Origin of the sequence: Streptomyces caatingaensis (genome assembly GCF_001187435.1) — a bacterium.
GTDB classification, from domain to species: domain Bacteria; phylum Actinomycetota; class Actinomycetes; order Streptomycetales; family Streptomycetaceae; genus Streptomyces; species Streptomyces caatingaensis.
Genome location: NZ_LFXA01000002.1, coordinates 920,813 through 939,621, shown reverse-complemented (window position 1 = coordinate 939,621; position 18,809 = coordinate 920,813). Strand labels below are relative to the sequence as shown.

General features: G+C 73.1%; 22 protein-coding genes. 8 read left to right on the top strand and 14 right to left on the bottom strand.

Annotated elements, in window-relative coordinates; genetic code table 11:
• Window positions 1-18 precede the first annotated feature (18 nt).
• The 5 genes from AC230_RS04785 (at window position 19) to AC230_RS32890 (ending at window position 4,535) form a co-directional block, all read left to right on the top strand.
• Window positions 19-1,257, top strand: a complete 1,239-nt coding sequence (locus AC230_RS04785) for a MurT ligase domain-containing protein (RefSeq protein WP_049714637.1) — start codon at window positions 19-21, stop codon at window positions 1,255-1,257.
• A gap of 26 nt (window positions 1,258-1,283) precedes the next feature.
• Complete coding sequence (locus AC230_RS04780; protein ID WP_049714636.1) at window positions 1,284-2,012, top strand: type 1 glutamine amidotransferase; 729 nt, start codon at window positions 1,284-1,286, stop codon at window positions 2,010-2,012.
• Window positions 2,013-2,136: 124 nt separating this feature from the next.
• Complete coding sequence (locus AC230_RS04775; protein ID WP_049714635.1) at window positions 2,137-3,162, top strand: 6-phosphofructokinase; 1,026 nt, start codon at window positions 2,137-2,139, stop codon at window positions 3,160-3,162.
• A gap of 110 nt (window positions 3,163-3,272) precedes the next feature.
• A complete protein-coding gene (locus AC230_RS04770; protein WP_049714634.1) occupies window positions 3,273-4,259 on the top strand; it encodes a cytochrome c oxidase assembly protein in 987 nt (328 codons plus the stop codon).
• A gap of 114 nt (window positions 4,260-4,373) precedes the next feature.
• Window positions 4,374-4,535, top strand: a complete 162-nt coding sequence (locus tag AC230_RS32890; protein ID WP_049714633.1) for a hypothetical protein — start codon at window positions 4,374-4,376, stop codon at window positions 4,533-4,535.
• A gap of 78 nt (window positions 4,536-4,613) precedes the next feature.
• Here AC230_RS32890 and AC230_RS04760 read toward each other — a convergent pair whose 3' ends face one another.
• From AC230_RS04760 to AC230_RS04705, 12 genes are all read right to left on the bottom strand, one after another.
• Window positions 4,614-5,018, bottom strand: coding sequence for an SSI family serine proteinase inhibitor (locus AC230_RS04760; protein WP_241833069.1), 405 nt, complete (start codon window positions 5,016-5,018; stop codon window positions 4,614-4,616).
• A gap of 137 nt (window positions 5,019-5,155) precedes the next feature.
• Window positions 5,156-5,413: a hypothetical protein gene (locus AC230_RS04755; RefSeq protein ID WP_049715025.1), complete on the bottom strand. Its 258-nt coding sequence runs from the start codon at window positions 5,411-5,413 to the stop codon at window positions 5,156-5,158.
• 62 nt (window positions 5,414-5,475) lie between these two features.
• Window positions 5,476-6,303: an MOSC domain-containing protein gene (locus AC230_RS04750; protein WP_049714632.1), complete on the bottom strand. Its 828-nt coding sequence runs from the start codon at window positions 6,301-6,303 to the stop codon at window positions 5,476-5,478.
• Between the two features lie 143 nt (window positions 6,304-6,446).
• A complete protein-coding gene (locus tag AC230_RS04745; protein ID WP_049715024.1) occupies window positions 6,447-7,991 on the bottom strand; it encodes an alpha/beta hydrolase in 1,545 nt (514 codons plus the stop codon).
• Between the two features lie 161 nt (window positions 7,992-8,152).
• Entirely contained in the window at window positions 8,153-9,058 is a 906-nt protein-coding gene (locus AC230_RS04740; protein WP_078870947.1) for an urease accessory protein UreD, read from the bottom strand.
• Complete coding sequence (ureG, locus tag AC230_RS04735) at window positions 9,046-9,738, bottom strand: urease accessory protein UreG (RefSeq protein ID WP_049714631.1); 693 nt, start codon at window positions 9,736-9,738, stop codon at window positions 9,046-9,048. Before ureG ends, AC230_RS04740 begins: the two co-directional genes overlap by 13 nt.
• Before the next feature lie 150 nt (window positions 9,739-9,888).
• Window positions 9,889-10,572 (bottom strand): urease accessory protein UreF, encoded by a 684-nt coding sequence (locus AC230_RS04730; RefSeq protein WP_049714630.1) that lies wholly within the window; start codon window positions 10,570-10,572, stop codon window positions 9,889-9,891.
• Entirely contained in the window at window positions 10,572-12,320 is a 1,749-nt protein-coding gene (locus AC230_RS04725; RefSeq protein WP_049714629.1) for an urease subunit alpha, read from the bottom strand. The genes AC230_RS04730 and AC230_RS04725 overlap by 1 nt, the downstream gene beginning before the upstream one ends.
• Window positions 12,313-12,624: an urease subunit beta gene (locus AC230_RS04720; protein WP_049714628.1), complete on the bottom strand. Its 312-nt coding sequence runs from the start codon at window positions 12,622-12,624 to the stop codon at window positions 12,313-12,315. Before AC230_RS04720 ends, AC230_RS04725 begins: the two co-directional genes overlap by 8 nt.
• Window positions 12,625-12,642: 18 nt before the next feature.
• Window positions 12,643-12,945, bottom strand: a complete 303-nt coding sequence (locus AC230_RS04715; protein WP_049715022.1) for an urease subunit gamma — start codon at window positions 12,943-12,945, stop codon at window positions 12,643-12,645.
• Between the two features lie 419 nt (window positions 12,946-13,364).
• The gene (locus AC230_RS04710) at window positions 13,365-14,009 is read right to left on the bottom strand and encodes an HNH endonuclease family protein (RefSeq protein ID WP_049714627.1); all 645 of its coding nucleotides are present in this window, start codon (window positions 14,007-14,009) and stop codon (window positions 13,365-13,367) included.
• A 277-nt stretch (window positions 14,010-14,286) separates the two neighbouring features.
• Window positions 14,287-14,571: a type II toxin-antitoxin system Phd/YefM family antitoxin gene (locus AC230_RS04705; protein ID WP_049714626.1), complete on the bottom strand. Its 285-nt coding sequence runs from the start codon at window positions 14,569-14,571 to the stop codon at window positions 14,287-14,289.
• A 214-nt stretch (window positions 14,572-14,785) separates the two neighbouring features.
• On the opposite strand from AC230_RS04705, the gene AC230_RS04700 reads away from it, so the two are divergent.
• The 3 genes from AC230_RS04700 to AC230_RS04690 all read left to right on the top strand — a co-directional run bounded on the left by AC230_RS04700 (window position 14,786) and on the right by AC230_RS04690 (window position 16,716).
• Window positions 14,786-15,445, top strand: coding sequence for an ATP-dependent Clp protease proteolytic subunit (locus tag AC230_RS04700; protein WP_049714625.1), 660 nt, complete (start codon window positions 14,786-14,788; stop codon window positions 15,443-15,445).
• A 6-nt stretch (window positions 15,446-15,451) separates the two neighbouring features.
• On the top strand, window positions 15,452-15,757 hold the full coding sequence (locus tag AC230_RS04695; RefSeq protein WP_049714624.1) for a hypothetical protein: 306 nt from the start codon (window positions 15,452-15,454) through the stop codon (window positions 15,755-15,757).
• A gap of 488 nt (window positions 15,758-16,245) precedes the next feature.
• Window positions 16,246-16,716, top strand: a complete 471-nt coding sequence (locus AC230_RS04690; protein ID WP_049714623.1) for a C40 family peptidase — start codon at window positions 16,246-16,248, stop codon at window positions 16,714-16,716.
• A gap of 60 nt (window positions 16,717-16,776) precedes the next feature.
• Here AC230_RS04690 and AC230_RS04685 read toward each other — a convergent pair whose 3' ends face one another.
• Together AC230_RS04685 and AC230_RS04680 are read right to left on the bottom strand one after the other, a co-directional pair.
• Window positions 16,777-17,205, bottom strand: a complete 429-nt coding sequence (locus AC230_RS04685; RefSeq protein WP_049714622.1) for an ATP-binding protein — start codon at window positions 17,203-17,205, stop codon at window positions 16,777-16,779.
• A 305-nt stretch (window positions 17,206-17,510) separates the two neighbouring features.
• Window positions 17,511-18,734, bottom strand: coding sequence for an 8-amino-7-oxononanoate synthase (locus AC230_RS04680; RefSeq protein ID WP_049714621.1), 1,224 nt, complete (start codon window positions 18,732-18,734; stop codon window positions 17,511-17,513).
• Between the last annotated feature and the right edge of the window lie 75 nt (window positions 18,735-18,809).

Sequence of the window (18,809 nt, the reverse complement as noted above, 5' to 3'; positions counted from 1 at the left end):
CAAGGAGGATCTAGGACGATGGCAGGCAACTCGGGGCCGCTGTCCCCACGGGCCAAGCTGGCCGTGACGGCGGGCAAGGCCGCGGCGGCGGTGTCGCGGGCCGCGGGGCGTGGCAGCGGATCGGTGATCGGCGGCAAGGTCGCGCTCAAGCTCGACCCTGACCTGCTGGCCCGGCTGGCGACCCACCTGGACGTGGTCCTCGTCTCGGCCACGAACGGCAAGACGACCACGACGCGGCTGATCGCCGAGGCGCTGCGCGCCAGCGGCCCGGTGGTGTCCAACGCGCTGGGCGCCAACATGCCCGCGGGCATCACGTCCGCCCTGGCCGGCGGCTCGGACGCCCGCTACGGCGTGATCGAGGTGGACGAGAAGTACCTGGCGATGGTCGCCCGGGACGTCGACCCCAAGGCGATAGCGCTGCTCAACCTCTCGCGCGACCAGCTCGACCGCGCCGCGGAGACCCGCATGCTGGCCGAGAAGTGGCGCGAGGGCCTGACCGGCACCAAGGCCGTGATCATCGCCAACGCGGACGACCCGCTGATCGTGTGGGCCGCCTCCTCCTCCCCCAACGTGGTGTGGGTGGCCGCCGGGCAGGAGTGGAAGGACGACGCCTGGTCGTGCCCGTCCTGCGGCGGTGTGATGCAGCGCCCGGGCGACGACTGGTTCTGCGGCGAGTGCGGCTTCCGCCGCCCGACGCCGAGCTGGGCGCTCTCCGGCGACTACGTGCTGGACCCGCACGGCTCGGCCTGGCCGATCCGCCTCCAGCTCCCGGGCCGGGCCAACAAGGCCAACGCCACCACCTCGGCCGCCGTGGCCGCGACCTTCGGCGTGCCGCCGCAGGTGGCCCTGGAGCGGATGTACCAGGTCCAGGCGGTCGCCGGCCGCTACGACGTGATCACGTTCATGAACCGCGAGATGCGGCTGCTGCTGGCGAAGAACCCGGCCGGCTGGCTGGAGACCTTCTCCCTCATCGACGGCCCGCCCACGCCGGTGCTGCTGTCGGTCAACGCCCGCGGCGCGGACGGCACGGACACCTCCTGGCTGTGGGACGTGGACTACACCCGCCTCACCGGTCACCCGATCTTCGTCATCGGCGACCGCAAGCTCGACCTGGCGGTGCGCCTGGAGGTCGCCGGCCAGAACTTCCAGGTCTGCGAGTCCGTGGACGAGGTCGTGCGCATGGCCCCGCCCGGCCGGATCGAGGTCATCGCCAACTACACCGCGTTCCAGGACCTCCGCCGCCGCGTCGGCAACTGACCAGCGACCCACGAAGGACCATCAGCATGAGCCAGAACAGTCTGCGTGTGGTGTGGGTCTACCCCGACCTGCTCAGCACCTACGGCGACCAGGGCAACGTCCTGGTCCTGGAGCGCCGCGCCCACCAGCGCCGGCTGGACGTCCAGCGCCTGGACGTCCGTTCCGACCAGCAGATCCCCACCTCCGGTGACATCTACCTGATCGGCGGCGGCGAGGACCGGCCGCAGCGGCTGGCCGCGGAGCGGCTGCGCCGCGACGGCGGTCTCAACCGGGCCGTGGCCAACGGCGCGATCGTCTTCTCGGTCTGCGCCGGCTACCAGATCCTGGGCCACGAGTTCATCAACGACCTCGGGCAGCGCGAGCAGGGCCTGGGCCTGCTGGACGTGATCAGCACCCGTGGCGAGGGCGAGCGCTGCGTCGGCGACGTGCTCGCCGACATCGACCCGCAGCTCGGCCTGCCGCCGCTGACCGGGTTCGAGAACCACCAGGGCGTCACCCATCTCGGCCCGACCGCCCGCCCGTTCGCCCGCGTCCGCTTCGGCAAGGGCAACGGCACCGGCGACGGCACCGAGGGCGCGTTCAACGAGACCGTCTTCGGTACGTACATGCACGGCCCGGTCATGGCCCGCAACCCGCACATCGCGGACCTGCTGATCAAGCTGGCGCTGGACGTCAACGCCCTGCCGCCGGTCGACGACCGCTGGTACGAGGCGCTGCGCGACGAGCGGATCGCGGCGGCGTCCCAGCCGGCGTAGCGTCCGCCCGGCGCACGTCCTTTCGGACGCCGGTGTTCCCCGTCACCCGCCGTGGGTAGGGTGACGGGGAGTCCGCCGGACGACGGGGTCCGGTTCCCTGCCCTGTCGTAAGGCGGCCCCTGTCATGCGCATCGGTGTCCTCACCTCCGGCGGCGACTGCCCCGGTCTCAACGCCGTCATCCGCTCCGTCGTGCACCGCGCCGTCGGCGACCACGGGGACGAGGTGGTCGGCTTCCACGACGGCTGGCGCGGCCTGCTGGAGGGCGACCACCGCCCCCTCGACCTCGACGCGGTGGCCCACATCCTGGCCGCCGGCGGCACGATCCTCGGCTCCTCCCGCGTCCGCCCCGAGCAGCTGCGCGACGGGGTCGAGCGGGCCCGCGAGCACCTCGCGCGGCTGCGGCTGGACGCCGTGATACCCATCGGCGGCGAGGGCACCCTCAAGGCGGCCCGGCTGCTGTCGGACGCCGGGCTGCCGGTCGTGGGCGTCCCCAAGACGATCGACAACGACATCGCCGCCACCGACGCGACCTTCGGTTTCGACACGGCGGTGGGCGTGGCCACGGAGGCCCTGGACCGGCTCAAGACCACCGCCGAGTCCCACCAACGGGTGCTCATCGTCGAGGTCATGGGCCGCCACACCGGCTGGATCGCCCTGCACGCCGGCATGGCCGCCGGTGCCCACGCGATCGTCGTGCCCGAGCGCCCCTTCGACGTCGACGAGCTGACCGCCGTGGTCGGCAAGCGCTTCGAGGCGGGCAAGCGCTTCGCCATCGTGGTGGTCGCGGAGGGCGCCAAGCCCCGCGAGGGCTCGATGCCGTTCGAGACCGGCGGCACGGACGTCTACGGGCACGAGCGCTTCGCCGGCGTCGCCCGCCAGCTCGCCGTCGAACTGGAGCGCCGCCTCGGCAAGGAGGCCCGCCCGGTGATCCTGGGCCACGTCCAGCGCGGCGGCACCCCCACCGCGTACGACCGGGTGCTGGCCACCCGCTTCGGCCGGCACGCCGTGGAGGCGGCGCACCGCGGGGAGTTCGGGATGATGACCGCGCTGCGCGGTACGGAGATCACGCTGGTGCCGCTGGCCGAGGCCGTGGCGCGGCTCAAGACGGTGCCGGACGAGCGGTACGCCGAGAGCGAGTGCGTCCTCTGACGCCGTGAGCACATCGCCCGGCGGCCCGCGCACCCGCCCCGGGGGCCGGGGAAATCCTCGGCGCCTCTACTCTTGTCCCGGCGCTATTGGTGCGATATGGGAGAGAGCGGATGGATCACCACGGCGGGCATGACATGGGCGGCATGCATGGCATGCACGGCATGAACATGGATATGAACATGCCACCGTTCACCCTGAGCCGGGGCCTGGAGTTCAGCGGCGACTGGTTCTTCATCACCGGCTGCCTGCTGGCCCTCTTCCTCTACGGCTGGGCCGTGGTGCGGCTGCGGCGCCGGGGCGACGCGTGGCCCGTCGGCCGGATCGTGGCGTTCGTCCTGGGTGTGGCGACCGTGTGGCTGGTGATGAACACCAAGCTGAACGACTACGGCATGGTCATGTTCAGCGTGCACATGGTGCAGCACATGGTCATCAGCATGCTCTCCCCCATCCTGGTCCTGCTCGGTGCCCCCGTGACGCTGACCCTGCGCGCCCTGCCGGCCGCCGGACGCGGGCGCAAGGGCCCGCGCGAGTGGCTCGTCGCTCTGCTGCACAGCCGCTACATGCGGATCATCACGCACCCGGCGTTCACGATCCCCATGTTCATCGCCAGCCTCTACGGCCTCTACTTCACGCCGCTCTTCGACTTCCTGATGGAGAGCCGCACCGGCCACATCTTTATGATGATCCACTTCCTCGCCGTGGGCCTGGTGTTCTTCTGGCCGATCATGGGCGTGGACCCGGGCCCGCACCGCCCGGGCTATGTGATGCGGATGCTGGAGCTGTTCGCCGGCATGCCGTTCCACGCCTTCTTCGGCATCGCGCTGATGATGGCCTCCGAGCCGATGATCGGCACGTACAAGCACCCGCTGGCCTCGCTGGGCATCGACGCGCTGGACGACCAGAAGGCGGGCGGCGGCATCGCCTGGGCCTTCAGCGAGATCCCCTCCGTCGTGGTGCTGCTGGCCCTCGCGTACCAGTGGTACCGCTCCGAACAGCGCCAGGCGCGCCGCAGCGACCGCCAGGCGGAACGCGACAACGACAAGGAGCTCGCGGACTACAACGCCTACCTGGCCTCGCTCCAGGCGCGCGGCCGGTAGCCCCGTTCCTTCCCTCAGCGCTGTGGCACCCGGGCCGCGGCCGGGAGACGATGGTCTCCGGCCGCGGCCCGCGCATGTGTACGGGCCGGAGGGGCCGTCGTGAGGAGGTGCGGGATGCGCGGATCGACCCGGACGATGGCGTGGCTCACGGTGGGCGGCCTGGTGGCCGTCACCGCCTATACGGTGGCCCTGGGCAGCAACGGCTGGTTGTGGTTCGCGTGGGTGGTGCTGGGCCTGGCGACGATAGGGGCGGTGGTGGCCAAGGGGGCGGACTGAGCGGCGCCCGGGAGTGTCCGGGGCGGGGCAGGTCTCCCCGCCCCGGACACTCCTCGTCCCTGACCCCGGACTCCGGCCTCAGAACCGGAACACGGCCCCCGTGGCCGCATCCAGCGCACAGGCCCCCGCAAAGGTCCGCTTCCACCGCACCGCCCCCACCCCGCCCCACTCCCCCTCCGCCGCCGCCTCGACCGGTTCCTCCTCCGCCGGGCACAGCCGCTCCACCCGCGGCAGCGCGTCCAGCCGTCCCCGTGCCTCCGCGAGGCGCGCGCACGCCTCCGCCGCATGCGGATGCTGCCGCCCGCCGGCCGCCGGGCACACCAGCCGCACCCCGCGGATCCAGCTGTGCTCGGCCCCGGACAGCGTGAGCAGCAACCGCCCCCGCTGCTGCGGGGCGACGGCCGCCGCCGGAGCGATCGGCGGGACGAACAGACCGGTGACGGCGGCGGCCGCGGCCAGGGCCACGGTGGTGCGTACGGACATCGCGGTGTCTCCTGAGACGGGTGCGGGCATGCGCGGGCCAGGGCACCGCGCCCGCCCGGCGCCCGCAAGCGGCCGCACCGCCCGGGTCGCCCGCCCGGCCGCGCCCCGCCACCCGCTCGGCGGCCCGTTCGCGCCGGCTAACGCCCGGCCGCCCCGGAGCAGTCGGGACACCAGTAGCTCTGACCCTCCTCGACGCACATCCACCCCAACTCCTCGACGTATCCCACGGCTTGGCGGGCTTCGTGGAGCAGGTGCCCGAAGAAGTCCGTCTCCCGGTCCGGCGGCGGCTCCGCGATGACCAGGTCGAAGCTCACCCGCTTCGTGCAACCGCCCCGGTCGCAGACGAGGCGGTACCGCACGGGGCCGGGTGCGCGCCCCTCGGTGGTCAGGCCCATGGGGGCATGGTCGCCCAGCCGGACGGAGGGCGGCAAGGCTCCGGGGCTCGGGTGAGGCCCCCTCAGCGCTCCGACTCGCCCCACTCCTCCACGGCCACCTCGTCCCCGACGGACAGCTTCCCGCCCCGCACGACGGCGAACTTCGCGCCGAAGACGACGCCCCCGCCCCTGGCCCGCCGGTAACGGGCCAGCGTCCGCAACGGCTCGACCCCCGCCTTGGCACCCGCCTCCTGGTCGACCGTGGTCACGGCACAGCGGACGGCGAGCTTGGCGTACCCCAGCACGGCGTCCCCCACGACGGCCCGCCGCACACGGTCCTCGGTGTGCGGCTCGTCCCACCCGTCCACCACGACATTGGGCCGGAACCGGCTCATCGGCAGCGGCTCCGCGCCGCCCTCGGCGAGCTTGCGCCCCAGCAGCTCCAGGCTGGAGCGCGAGAGGAGGTGCACGGCGGAGCTGTCCGCCCAGCCGGACGTCCCGGGCGTCATCCCGTCCGTCACGCGGTCGTGCTCCGGCGGCACGCGGACGAGACGGCTGGGCGCACCGAGCACTCCGGTGAGCCAGGCGGCGGCTTCGTCGCCCTGATCGATGCCCCGGTAGGGGTTCTTGAAGAGCGTCACCTCACGCCGCGCCCCGCTCGTGTCCACGGCGACGTCCAACGGCGCGGCCCCGGGCGCCCGGAGCGTCAGGATCTCTCCGTCCGCCCGGACCACGGGCCGCACGGCCGCCAGCCGCGGATCCCTCCGCTGCGAACGGAACACCCCGCCCTCGTCGGTCACCATGAACGCGCGGTCGTGCGCGATTCCGGCCGGCGTCAGCACCGCCTCCGCGATGGACGTCCCCGCGCACCCCTTGACCGGGTAGTACAGCAACTCGACGACTCTGGCCATGTGTTCCCCCGTTCACGGTCCCCAGCAAGATCGATCCCACCGTACCGCCGGAGCTCCCCGGACCCAATGGTCCGCAGCAGACGCGCCAGTGCCCCGAGACACATCGCCTCGGGGCACTGGGCGTAACCGGCCGCTCGGGGAGGTTACTTGGCGGCCTTCGGCTCCGGGACGGCGTGCGGGGCGCACGTGACGTCCTTGGCGTCGACCTTGCCGGTGAGGAGGTAGGTGTCGACGCGGTTGTTGATGCAGGGGTTCACCAGGCCGGTGACACCGTGCGAACCGGCGCCCTTCTCGACGATCAGGCGCGAGCCCTTGAAGCGCTTGTGGAGCTCGACGGCGCCCTCGAAGGGGGTGGCGGCGTCACGGGTGGACTGGATGATGAGGGTCTGGGGCAGGCCCTTGTGGGTCTTGACCTCCAGCGGGGTGCCCTGCGGGCCCTTCCAGGTGGCGCAGGGGAGGTTCATCCAGGCGTTGGCCCAGGTCATGAAGGGGGCCTTGCGGTGGACGCGGGTGTTGTCGCGGTCCCACTTCGCCCAGCTCGTGGGCCACTTGGCGTCGGCGCACTCGACGGCGGTGTAGACGGCGTTGCCGTTCTCGGCGGAGACGGCGCCGGCCAGGTCGGGGCCGGCGGCCTCGACGAGGGCCTTGGTGTCGCCGGCGCGGTACTTCGCCCAGGCGTCGGCAACCGGGATCCACGAGCGGTCGTAGTACGCGGCGCTCTGGAAGAAGTTGATGAGCTCGGCCGGGCCGACCAGGCCGCCGATCGGCTTCTTCTTGGCCTCGGCGCGCAGCTTCAGCCACTGGGCGTGCACCTTGGCCTGCGAGTTGCCGATGTGGTAGACGCGGTCGTGCTGGGCGACCCAGGTCTCCCAGTCCTTGAAGCGGCCCTCGAAGGCGATGTCCTGGTCCAGGTTGGCCTGGTACCAGACGTTCTCCTGCGCCGGGTTGACGACGCTGTCCACGATCATGCGGCGGACGTGGTCCGGGAAGAGCGTGCCGTAGACGGCGCCGAGGTAGGTGCCGTACGAGACGCCCAGGTAGTTCAGCTTCTTCTCGCCGAGGGCGGCGCGCACGACGTCGACGTCACGGGCGGTGTTCATCGTCGTGAGGTACGGCAGCAGCTTGCCGCTGCGCTTGGCGCAGCCGTCCGCGTACTGCTTGGCGAGCTTGCGCTGGGCGCGCTTCTCGGCCTCGTCGGCCGGGACCGGGTCGGCCTTGGGGGCCGCCACGAACTCCTTGGGGTCCACACAGGAGATGGGGGCGGACTTGCCCACGCCGCGCGGGTCGAACCCGACGAAGTCGTACGCCTTGGCGATCTTGGCGTAGAGGGGGTTCTTGGTGGTCACCCGGCGCGGGAAGGGCAGGCCGGAGCCGCCGGGGCCGCCCGGGTTGTAGACCAGGGAGCCCTGGCGCTCCTTGGCGGTGCCGGTGGAGTGCACCCGGCTCACGGCGATCTTGATCTTCGGCCCGTCGGGCTTGGCGTAGTCGACCGGGACGGTCACCGAGCCGCACTGGATGGGCTTCTCCAGGCCCCAGGTGGCAGGACAGTCCTGCCACTTGACGCCCGCCTTCGCCGCCCGCTCGGCGGCGACCCGCGCACCCTTGGCCTCGGCCGCGCCGCCGGGCACGCGCTCGGTGGCGCCGGCCGACGGGGCGGCCAGGAAGCCCGCGACGAGGGCACCGGTCATCATGGTGCCGGTCGCCGCACCGAGTATCGCTTTACGTCTCACGTGGGAATCCCCCTGCTGGGAACGCCGCCTCGGTCGGGGCGACGATGATCACAGAGCTGCTGGGGAGGATACTTCCGCCTCCGTGGCTGTCATGGACAGGCTGTCGGGGCACATCTTTACTAATCCGTAAGGATGACGACATGGGTGGCGTCGGCTGCCGCCCCCTCGACCGCCCCCTTCGCCCGGGTCACCCCGATTTCCTCCGGGCGCAGGACTCTGCGCAGTTCCAGCGCGTCGGGGGCCACGGCCGTGAGGACCACCGCCGGGCCGGCCAGCGGCATGAGCGCCGCCGTCGGCCCGACGGGACGGGACTCCTCCGGCTCGTCCGCCAGGCGCGGGTCGACGACGAGCAGTTGCCCCACGGCCCGGTGGCCGCCGAGGACGGCACCGCCGTCCCAGCCCGGCGCGCCCGGTCCGTAGCTCAGCTCCTGGTCGTAGAGCGGACGGCCCGCGCGGCACACCGTCAGCCGGCTCCGCAGCCGGCCCGGCCGCTCGCCCGCGCGCCCCAGCACCTGCTCCTCGCGCAGCACGAGCCGGGCCGTGGGGGCCAGTTCGACCCGGGTCGTCGTCCACAGATCGCTGCCGTGCGCGGAGATCAGCGGCTCGGGCAGCCAGTGGAGGCGGGCGCCCTCGCCGACGGTGATGCGGGTGTCGTACGTGGCCCGGGCGCCCGTCCGGCCGGGGAGGGCGAGGGTGGCCGCGGTGGTGGTGAACCGCAGGGCGGCGCCGGGCTCGACCCTGACCGTCAGCGTCAGCCGGTCACCGCCCAGCGGCGCGCTCATCGCGCCGACGAGCGTCACGCTCGCCTCCGGCCCGCCGCGCCGCCCCGTCCGCCGCAGGGCGAACGGCCCCTCCCCCGCCAGCACCGGCAGGGCCGTGCCGCCCCGGCCGTCGGGGGCGGCGACGATCCGCGCCGCGGCGGTGAGGGCGGCGGGGGTGGGGGGCGATGCCGGCGCCGGCCCGGTGGCCGCCCCGCGGGCGGGCACGGTCACCGCGTCCCGCGGCGGTGCCGTCACGCCGTCCATGCCGCGAGCCGCTCGCGCACCCACGCGCGCACCGGCGCGACGCCGTCCTCCGCGGCGACGGAGGTGAACACCACGGGGAGCTCGCCGCGTTGGGCCTTGGCGTCACGGGCCATGCCCTCCAGGTCGACGCCGACGTACGGAGCGAGGTCCGTCTTGTTGACGACCAGCAGGTCGGCGGTGGTGATGCCGGGGCCGCCCTTGCGGGGGATGTCGTCGCCGCCGGCGACGTCGATGACGAAGATCTGCGCGTCGACGAGCCCCTTGGAGAAGGTGGCGGTCAGGTTGTCCCCGCCGGACTCGACGAGGACGAGGTCGAGCGGGCCGACGGCGTCCTCGAGGTCCTCGACGGCTTCGAGGTTCGCCGAAATGTCGTCCCTGATGGCGGTGTGCGGACAGGCGCCCGTCTCGACGGCGGTGATCCGCTCCGGCGGCAGGACGGCGTTCCGCAGCAGGAACTCGGCGTCCTCACGCGTGTAGATGTCGTTCGTCACGACCGCGATCGACAGCTCCTCGCGCAGGGCGCGGCAGAGGGCGGCGACGGTCGCCGTCTTCCCGGAGCCGACGGGGCCGCCGAGGCCGATGCGGAGGGCACGACGGGTGCCGTCGGGGCGGAGGGGCGAGGCGGCGCTGTAGGTGTGGCGGTGGGGGAAGGACTCGTCGAGGGAGTGGTCGAGGTGCATGGGATTCTCCTGGGGTTGGGGTGTGCAGGGGTGGGAGGTGGCGATTCGGGGGGTGGCATGGGGCCGGCGACGGGGGGTGGTTGGGGAGCGGTGCCCGTCCCGTCCCCCAACGCCGCGTGCGCGCAACCCCGCGCCCGCGGCCACGCCCCCTCACGACGCGAACAACCGCACCGGCCACCCCGCATGTCCCTCCGCCATCACGTCCGACAGGGGCCCCGACGCCGCCGGCAGGGCCTCCACGCCCTCGACGAGGGCCCGTACCGCGGCGTCGGCGGCGGCCAGGGCGACGGCGTCCACATCCGGCGCCAGCCGCGCCAGCACCCCCGTCGCCTCGAAGGGATCGAGTCCGAGCAGCCGCACCACCGCCGTCACCGGTCCGCTCACCGACTCGTAGGCGACCGCGTAGGCCGCGTCCGTCGGCCGGAGTCCGGCGGCCCGGGCCGCCACGCCGAGGACGACGGGCTGGTGCGCGCCGCGCGGCCGGGCCGCGGCGAGGGAGTCCAGGGCGGCGGACGGCCATGCCGCCCGCGCGGCGCGCGTCATCTGCCGGCCGAGCCGGCGAGCGGCGGCCCGCAGGGCGGCCGACGGCGTCCGGGCGTCCGCGGCCTCGTCCAGGAGGAGCGGGTCGAGCCCGGCGGCAGCGGCGGCGGCCAGCCCGGCGGACGTCAGGCCGGCCGTGTGCAGGCGGCCCCGGCAGAACGCCTCCAGCGACGGCACGTCCCGGATCCGGCCCGCCGCCACGGCCGCCTCCGCGCCGCCGGAGTGGGCGTGCCCGCCCGCGGGGAAGCGCCCGTCGGCCAGGACGAGCAACGGAGCCAACGACGAAGCGGCCATCAGAAGAGGAAGTACCGCTGGGCCATGGGCAGTTGCTCCGCCGGCCGCGGCTCGACGGGGACGCCGTCGACGGTGACGGTGAACGTGTCGGGATCGACCTCCACCCTCGGCCGGGCGTCGTTGTTGCGCATGTCCGCCTTGGTCACCCCCCGGGTGTCACGGATCGGGACGAAGCGCTTGCCGAGGCCGAGCCGCTCGGGGAGCCCGTCGTCCATCGCCCACTGCGTCACGAAGTTGAGGGAGTTGGCGCCCGGGGCCCGGCCGGTGGCGCCGAACATCGGCCGGGGCAGCACCGGTTGGGGCGTCGGGATGGAGGCGTTCGCGTCGCCCATCTGCGCGTACGCGATCTGTCCGCCCTTGAGGACGAGCAGCGGCTTGACGCCGAAGAACGCGGGATCCCACAGCACCAGGTCCGCGAGCTTGCCCTCCTCGACCGAGCCGATCTCGCGGTCGAGCCCTTGGGCGACGGCCGGGTTGATGGTGTACTTCGCGACGTAGCGGCGGGCCCGCGCGTTGTCGGCGGGGCCGTCGCCGGGCAGCGCCCCGCGCAGCCGCTTCATGGCGTGGGCGGTCTGCCAGGTGCGCAGCACGGTTTCGCCGATGCGTCCCATGGCCTGGGAGTCGGAGGAGACGATGGAGATGGCGCCGAGGTCGTGCAGGTGGTCCTCGGCGGCGATCGTGCCGGGGCGGATGCGGGACTCGGCGAAGGCGAGGTCCTCCGGGACGGCCGGGTTGAGGTGGTGACAGACCATCAGCATGTCGAGGTGCTCCTCGACGGTGTTGACGGTGTGCGGCCGGGTCGGATTGGTCGAGCTGGGAAGGACGTTGGCCTCGGAGACGACGGTGATGATGTCGGGAGCGTGGCCGCCGCCGGCACCTTCCGTGTGGTACGCGTGGAGGGAACGGCCGGCGATCGCCGCGAGCGTGTCGCCGACGAAGCCCGCCTCGTTGAGGGTGTCGGTGTGGATGGCGAGCTGGGCGCCGCTCTCCTCGCAGACGTTCAGGCAGGCGTCGATGACGGCGGGGGTGGCCCCCCAGTCCTCATGGATCTTGAAACCGACGGCTCCGGCGCGCAGTTGGGCGCGCATCGCGTCGTGGGAGACGGTGTTGCCCTTGCCCAGCAGGCCGATGTTGACCGGGTACCCCTCCAGTGCCTCGAACATCCGGGCGAGGTGCCAGGATCCCGGCGTGACGGTGGTGGCCTTGCTGCCCTCGGCCGGGCCCGTGCCGCCGCCGACCAGGGTGGTCACGCCGGACGCGAGGGCGGCCCCGACCGCCTGCGGACAGATGAAGTGGACGTGGGCGTCGACGGCCCCCGCCGTGAGGATCCGTCCGTTGCCCGCGATGATCTCCGTCTCGGGCCCGATCACGAGGTCGGGGTGGACCCCGTCCATGGTGTCGGGGTTGCCGGCCTTGCCGATGCCGGTGATCCGGCCGTCGCGGATGCCGACGTCCGCCTTGACGACGCCCCAGTGGTCGAGGATCAGCGCCCCGGTGATCACGGTGTCCGGGGCGCCCTCGGCGCGGGTGGCCCGGGACTGGCCCATCGACTCGCGGATGACCTTGCCGCCGCCGAAGACCGCCTCGTCCCCGGCGTGGCCGGGGCCTCCGGAGCGGTCCTCCTCCACCTCGACGAGGAGGTCGGTGTCGGCGAGGCGGACGCGGTCGCCGGTGGTGGGGCCGTAGAGGCCGGCGTAGACGGCCCGTTCGAGCCGGAGCGGCTCGCCGGGCGCGGACGCGTCACGCATCGAGTTGCCCTCCGCACTCGCCGCGCAGCCCCTCGACGATCCGCTTGCCGGCGATCGGCACGAGGTCCACCTCGACCGGGATGCCCGGCTCGAAACGGACGGCCGTGCCGGCCGGGACGTCCAGCCGCTTGCCGTGCGCGGCCGCCCGGTCGAAGTCGAGGCCGGGGTTCGCCTCCGCGAAGTGGTAGTGCGAACCGACCTGGACGGGCCGGTCGGCGGTGTTGAGGACGGTCAGCCGGGTCCGGTGCAGGCCCTCGTTGAGCCGGACGGGAGCCTCCGCGAACAGGACCTCTCCGGGAATCATGGTGCGTCCGCCCTTCCTTCAGGCTATGGGCTCGTGGACGGTGACGAGCTTGGTCCCGTCCGGGAAGGTGGCCTCGACCTGGACGTCGTGGATCATCTCCGGGATCCCCGCCATGACCTCGTCGCGCGTCAGCACCTTGCGTCCCGAGGACATCAACTCCGCGACGGTGCGGCCGTCCCGGGCCCCTTCGAGGACGTGCGCCGTGATGAGCGCCACGGCCTCGGGATGGTTCAGGAGCAGCCCGCGCGCCCGGCGCTTCTCGGCGACGTCGGCGGCCACATGAATGAGCAGTCGTTCCTGCTCGTGCGGGGTCAGTTGCACGCGTCCCACCTCACTGTCGTCCCGGTGCAGCGGGACGTTACCCCAGCTCAGCACGGTACCGATCCGGCAACGAAGCCTCCGGAACCGGTGATTGCAGGTTAATGCGCAAGCTTTTCCAACGCGTTAACTGACGCTTTGCGTCGGCATGGGTGAACGGCGGTAAGGGGGCGGGTGGGTGTGGGCCGTTGACTGCGGGCGGGATCACGCGCCCGGGGCGCGGGGTTCCGCCGGGACGGGGCGGAGTGCGGGCCGGGGCAGCGCATGGCGGGGGGAACGCTCCCCGCTCACCGGGGGCGTGTGGCGCCATACCGTATATACGGTGCTTCGGGCGGACGGCGCCGGGGCAGCCGGCCCCCCGCAGCACTTACGGCCCCGCCCGCCCAACGCAGGGGCGGGCAGGGCCGCGTGCCGAGCAGCGCTCAGCAACCAGCCAGCACGCTGACGAGCTTGTTCTTCTCCGCCGTGTCCACGGTCAGCTTGTAGTCGTGCTTGACGGTGACCCACATGCGCGCGTACGTACAGGCGTAACCTTTCAGCGGGGGCATCCACTTCGCCGGGTCCTTGTCGCCCTTGGCCTGGTTGACGCGGTCGGTCACGGCGATGAGCTGAGGACGCGTCAGGTCGTTGGCGAACTTCTGGCGGTCGGCCTTCGTCCACTCGTTGGCGCCGGAGCGCCACGCCTCGGCGAGGGGCACGACGTGGTCGATGTCGATGTCGGAGGCGTCGTGCCACGTCGCGCCGTCGTAGGGCGAGACCCATGTGCCGGAGACGGCGGCGCACTTGCTGTTCTGCTCGACGTCCTCGCCGTCGCGCTGGAGGACGACCTCGCGGGTGTTGCACTCTCCGTGCTGGGTGATCCAGTGGGGGAACCGGGCCCGGCTGTAACCGTCGAGGGAGCCTTCGGCCCGGACGGTCAGCGCCTTGGCGTAGGCGCGGGCGGTGGCCGCGTCCACGGGGGCGGGCGGGGCGGCCTGGGCGGCCGGTCCGTTCAGAACGGCGGTGCCGACGAGGGCGGCCGCGAGTCCGGCGGACAGGGATATTCGACGCGCGTAGACACGACGCATGCGCAACGCTCCTGGTGAGGGTGGATGGCTGAGGGGCCATCAGGTTGGTGGCACCACGTGTCAGGGGGGTGAGTGCCAGGCAACACAATGGAGACATGCGCATGTCAACACAAGACTTGGCGCAGTGATCTCCCTCTCGGTCCAGGAGTCACAGGGATCGCAAAGATCGCAAAGATCGCAGGGGAGCGCAGGGGAGTGCAGGGGACACAAGAGCCGCACAGGCCGCACGGCTCAACGGCGCGGGCCGGCCACCGCGGCGGGGCTCAGGGCACGTGCGTCAGTGACGCTCGCGGTGCTCGGCCGCGATGCCGAAACGGTGCGGTTCGCCGGGGGCGGACGACAGCGGCCGCGCCGTCGAGACCGTACTGATCACCGGCTCCTCGGCGACGGCCGGCTCCTCCGGCGCGCCCCCCTCCAGGCGCCGCAGGTCGTCGGCGGACACCAGGGCGACCAGCGGCTTCCCGTGCCGCGTGACGACGACCCGCTCGCCGCCGTAGACGACGCGGTTGATCAGGTCCGCGAGCTCCGCCCGGGCTTGCGTCACAGGAATCTCGTAGGTCATGCCCCCAGCTTAAGCGGCGCCCCGGACGCCCACAGGGGCCGGAGAGAGGGGTCCGCTGCGCATCGATCAGGCGGCAGCGTCCCGTCACTCACCGTCGCGTCACCCACCGTCGCGCCGATGAACCGGGGCACTGGCCCCAGTAAATGTACGTCCTGTACATTTTTTACGGACGGCCCGCCCCCAGGCAGGCCCGCACCGACGTGAGGAGCACCCCTTGACCCTCCACACCGACCCCACAACCGAACCCCGCACCGGCCCCCTCCCCACCGCCCGCCACGTCCTCCCCGAGTTCACCGAGCGCACCGCCTACGGCCACCGCACGCTGGACCCGTACTCCAAGCTGATGGAGGGGCGGATCGTGATGCTGGGGACGGCGGTCGACGACGTCGCGGCGACCGATGTCATCGCGCAGTTGATGCAGTTGGAGCACGCGGGGCCCGACCGGGACATCTCGCTGTACCTGAATTCCCCCGGCGGATCCTTCGCCGCCCTGTGCGCCGTGCACGACACGATGCGCTATCTCGCCTGCGACATCGAGACGATCTGCCTCGGCCAGGCCGGCCCGGCCGCCGCACTGCTGCTGGCGGCCGGGGCGCCGGGCAAGCGGTCGGTGCTGCCGCACGCCCGGGTGGTCCTCGGCCCGCCCGGGCTGCCGGAGCCCGTCCGGGGCCGGCCGTCCGATCTCGCCCTGCACGCCGAGGAGTTGCTGCGGCGGCGGGGGCTCCAGGCGGAGCTGCTGGCGCGGTACTCGGGGCGGAGCACCGCGCGGGTGCTGGCGGACACCGAGCGGGAGACCGTCCTGGACGCGGCCGGGGCCGTGGCGTACGGCCTGGCCGACCGGATCATCGACCACCGCTCCGCCGGACCGCGGTGACCTGCGATGCCGCCCGAACTCCCGCCGCTGCCCGCGCTCACCCGCGCCGAGGGGGAGCTGGTGGACCGCTACCTGGAGGTACTGGATCTTCTCGGCCGGATCAATCCGGCCCGCGGGCGCAACACGTACGGGGGGCTACGAGCCGCGCAGGCTCTGGTGGTCGCGGCCACCGGACTGCGCGACGCGCTGACCGTGATGTTCGAACGAGGTGAACGGGAGGTGTACGCGGGGACAATGGCGCGTGCGATGCGTGTTCTGGACGGGGAGCGGCGCGCCGCGCGGCTGATGTTGCCGCCGTCGTCCGCGAGTTGAGGAACGGAAACGCTTTTCACCTGGATTCCGTCAGACGGCGGACGCGATCGTGGACGTCACGTAGTGATCACTCTGCGCGGGACGCGCACACGGCGCGCGAGTGATCGGTAACAGGCCCAGGTGACGGACTCACCCCGCCCGCCCGGTGAGGGTCAAATCGCCGCGCGTCCACCCCAATTGCCCACAGGTGACGAGGCTCACATAACGAGGGTTCCGCTCGGCGTGGACGCCGCGGCTGCGCCAAGATCCTCGGGACGACAAGACCCCGCCACACGGCGGGGCGGTCCGGGCGGACGCCGAACCCTGCCGCCGCCCGGACGACGGGTCGACACAGGGAGTGATCGGCAGGGATGGAGGACCCGAGCACGACGGGACGGCTCCCCCGGAGCCGGCCCTTGGGGTGAAGCCGCCCTCGGCGGCCGGGCATTCTTCGCCTGCCCGAACCCGACAGGCAATCCTTCACAGGCGGCTGACGAAGGGTATGCGACATGGGCGCGCACAAACGTCCCGCAAGGCTGTCCAAAGCCAAGGCCGCATCGGCCCTGACCCTCGCTGCCGTCGGCGTCACGGTGCTGACGCCGGGCGGCACCTCCAAGGCGGAAGCGGCGTCCGTCTCGGTCAGGGCCCTGCAGATCGCCGCATCCAAGCAGGGCTCGCCCTACCGATGGGGCGCCACGGGCCCCTACAGCTTCGACTGCTCGGGCCTGACCCTCTACTCCTTCAAGCGGGCCGGCAAACAGCTGCCCCGCACGGCCGCTGCCCAGTACAACCGCACCCATCACATTCCCCGTTCGGCACGTGAGCGCGGCGACCTGGTGTTCTTCCACTCCGGGCGGGGCGTCTACCACGTCGGCATATACGCGGGGAACGGGAAGATCCTGCACGCCCCGAAGACCGGTTCGGTCGTCCGCTACGAGCGGATCTGGACGAACAACGTCTGGTACGGCCGGGTCGACTGAGGGCACCTCCCCTCGGGGCCGGCGCGAGCCGGGGGGCCGCTCCGGACACCGGGCGGCCCCTCAGGACACGGGCACCGGCCACGGCAGGCGGATCCACACCGTCTTGCCGCCGTCCTCGGTCGGGCTGACGCAGAGCCGTCCGCCGCGCTCGGCGGCGAGCCAGCGGACGATCACCAACCCCCGCCCGTTGTCCTGCTGTACGGCGGCCGGCAGCCGCCGGGGGTAGCGGTAGTGGCTGTCGGTGACTCCGATGCGCAGTTCCTCGTCCCGTTCGAGGTGGACCTCCACGGTGAAGACCGGTGACTGGCCACGGGTGTGCAGCACGGCGTTGGTGGCGAGTTCGGAGACGATCAGGCGCACCGCCTCGGCGTCGTCGGTGCCCTCCGGCAGCCCCCACTCCGCGAGCACGGACGCGACGTGGCGGCGGGCCGTGGCGACCGAGGACGGGGTGGTCGGCAGAGTGACGGAGGCTTCCTGGTGGTCTGCCATGGCGCTGTCCCTTTCCCGCCGGAGCCGTGACCGGAAGGAACCCCGGGCGGCTCTGGAAGCACAGAGTGCCACTGATAACGACCGTGATGGGAGTCATCGACCGGGATATGGAGATATCTGTCGCTCGAAGCGGTGAACTCTTCGACGGGGGACCGCATGCGGGGCCCGCCGTGGTCTATTGGCGCCCGCGCGCCACGCCTTGGCCGCAGCCTGCGGGGCACGGTTCCAAGTGGGCGGTCGCACGGGCCCTGTTGCCGCCCCCGCCGCGCCGGCCGCCGTCCGCTGCCCGTCCCGCCGGGGCCGTTTCAGCCCGCCGCGCGGCGGGAGTTGAGGAATCCGGCGGCCGCGGCCGTGTCCACCACCGTGTCGGCGGCCCGCTCGACCTGCTCGTCCGTGAGGTCCGCGCGGGCGGTCAGCCGCAGCCGGGAGACGCCGTCCGGCACCGACGGCGGCCGGAAGCAGCCCACTTCGACGCCCGCCGCCCGGCAGTCGGCCTGCCAGCGGACCGCGGCCCGGGGCGAGGGCGCGCGCACCGAGACGACGGCGGCGTCGGGGCGCGCGGCCGTAAGGCCCGCGCCGGTCAACCGGGTGTGCAGGCCGGTGGAGACGGCGCGCACCCGGGCCGCGCGCTCCGGTTCGCGGCGCAGCACCTCCAGGGCGGCGAGGGCGGCGGCCGCGGCGGCGGGGGCGAGGCCGGTGTCGAAGATGAACGTGCGGGCGCTGCTGACGAGATGGGTGATCACCCGGGCCGGGCCGAGCACCACGCCGCCCTGGGCGCCGAGGGACTTCGAGAGGGTGACGGTGGCCACCACGTCGGGGGCGCCGGCCAGTCCGGCGGCGTGCACGGCGCCGCGGCCGCCGTCGCCCAGGACGCCGAGCCCGTGGGCGTCGTCCACCAGCAGTCCGGCGCCGTGGCGGCGGCAGTGCCGGGCGAGGCCGGCGAGCGGGGCGGCGTCGCCGTCCACGGAGAAGACGGAGTCGGTCACCACGAGCGCCCGCCCGGGGTGGGCGGCCAGCGCCTCGTCCACCGCCCCCGGATCGGCGTGCGGGACGACGGCCTTGTCGGCGCGGGCGAGCCGGCAGCCGTCGATCAGCGAGGCGTGGTTGCCCTCGTCGGAGACGAGCAGGCCACGGGCGCCGCCGGGTTCGGGGGGCGGGGCGAGGGCGGTGACGGCGGCGAGGTTGGCGGCGTAGCCGGAGGAGAAGACGAGGGCGGCCTCGAAGCCGCAGAAGCCGGCCAGCGCCTCCTCCAGCCGGGCGTGCAGCGCGGTGCTGCCGGAGACCAGGCGGGAGCCGGTGGATCCGGCGCCCCAGCGGCGCGCGGCGTCGGCGGCGGCGCGGGTGACCTCCGGGTGCCGGGCGAGCCCCAGGTAGTCGTTGCCCGCCAGGTCGAGGGGGGCGGGCCGCCCGGGATGCGGCTCGGGGCGCGGGCGCAGCGTCCGGACGAGCCCGGCCTCGCGGCGCAGCCGGTGCTGTTCGTCGAGCCAGTCGAAGGTCGGGCGGGTGGGGGAAACCACGTCGTGGGGCATCGGCCGTTCCGGTTCCTGTCAGGGGTCCTCGGCAGGACGTTCTGTGGGGTTCACATAAATCCGTGCACGGGTCCC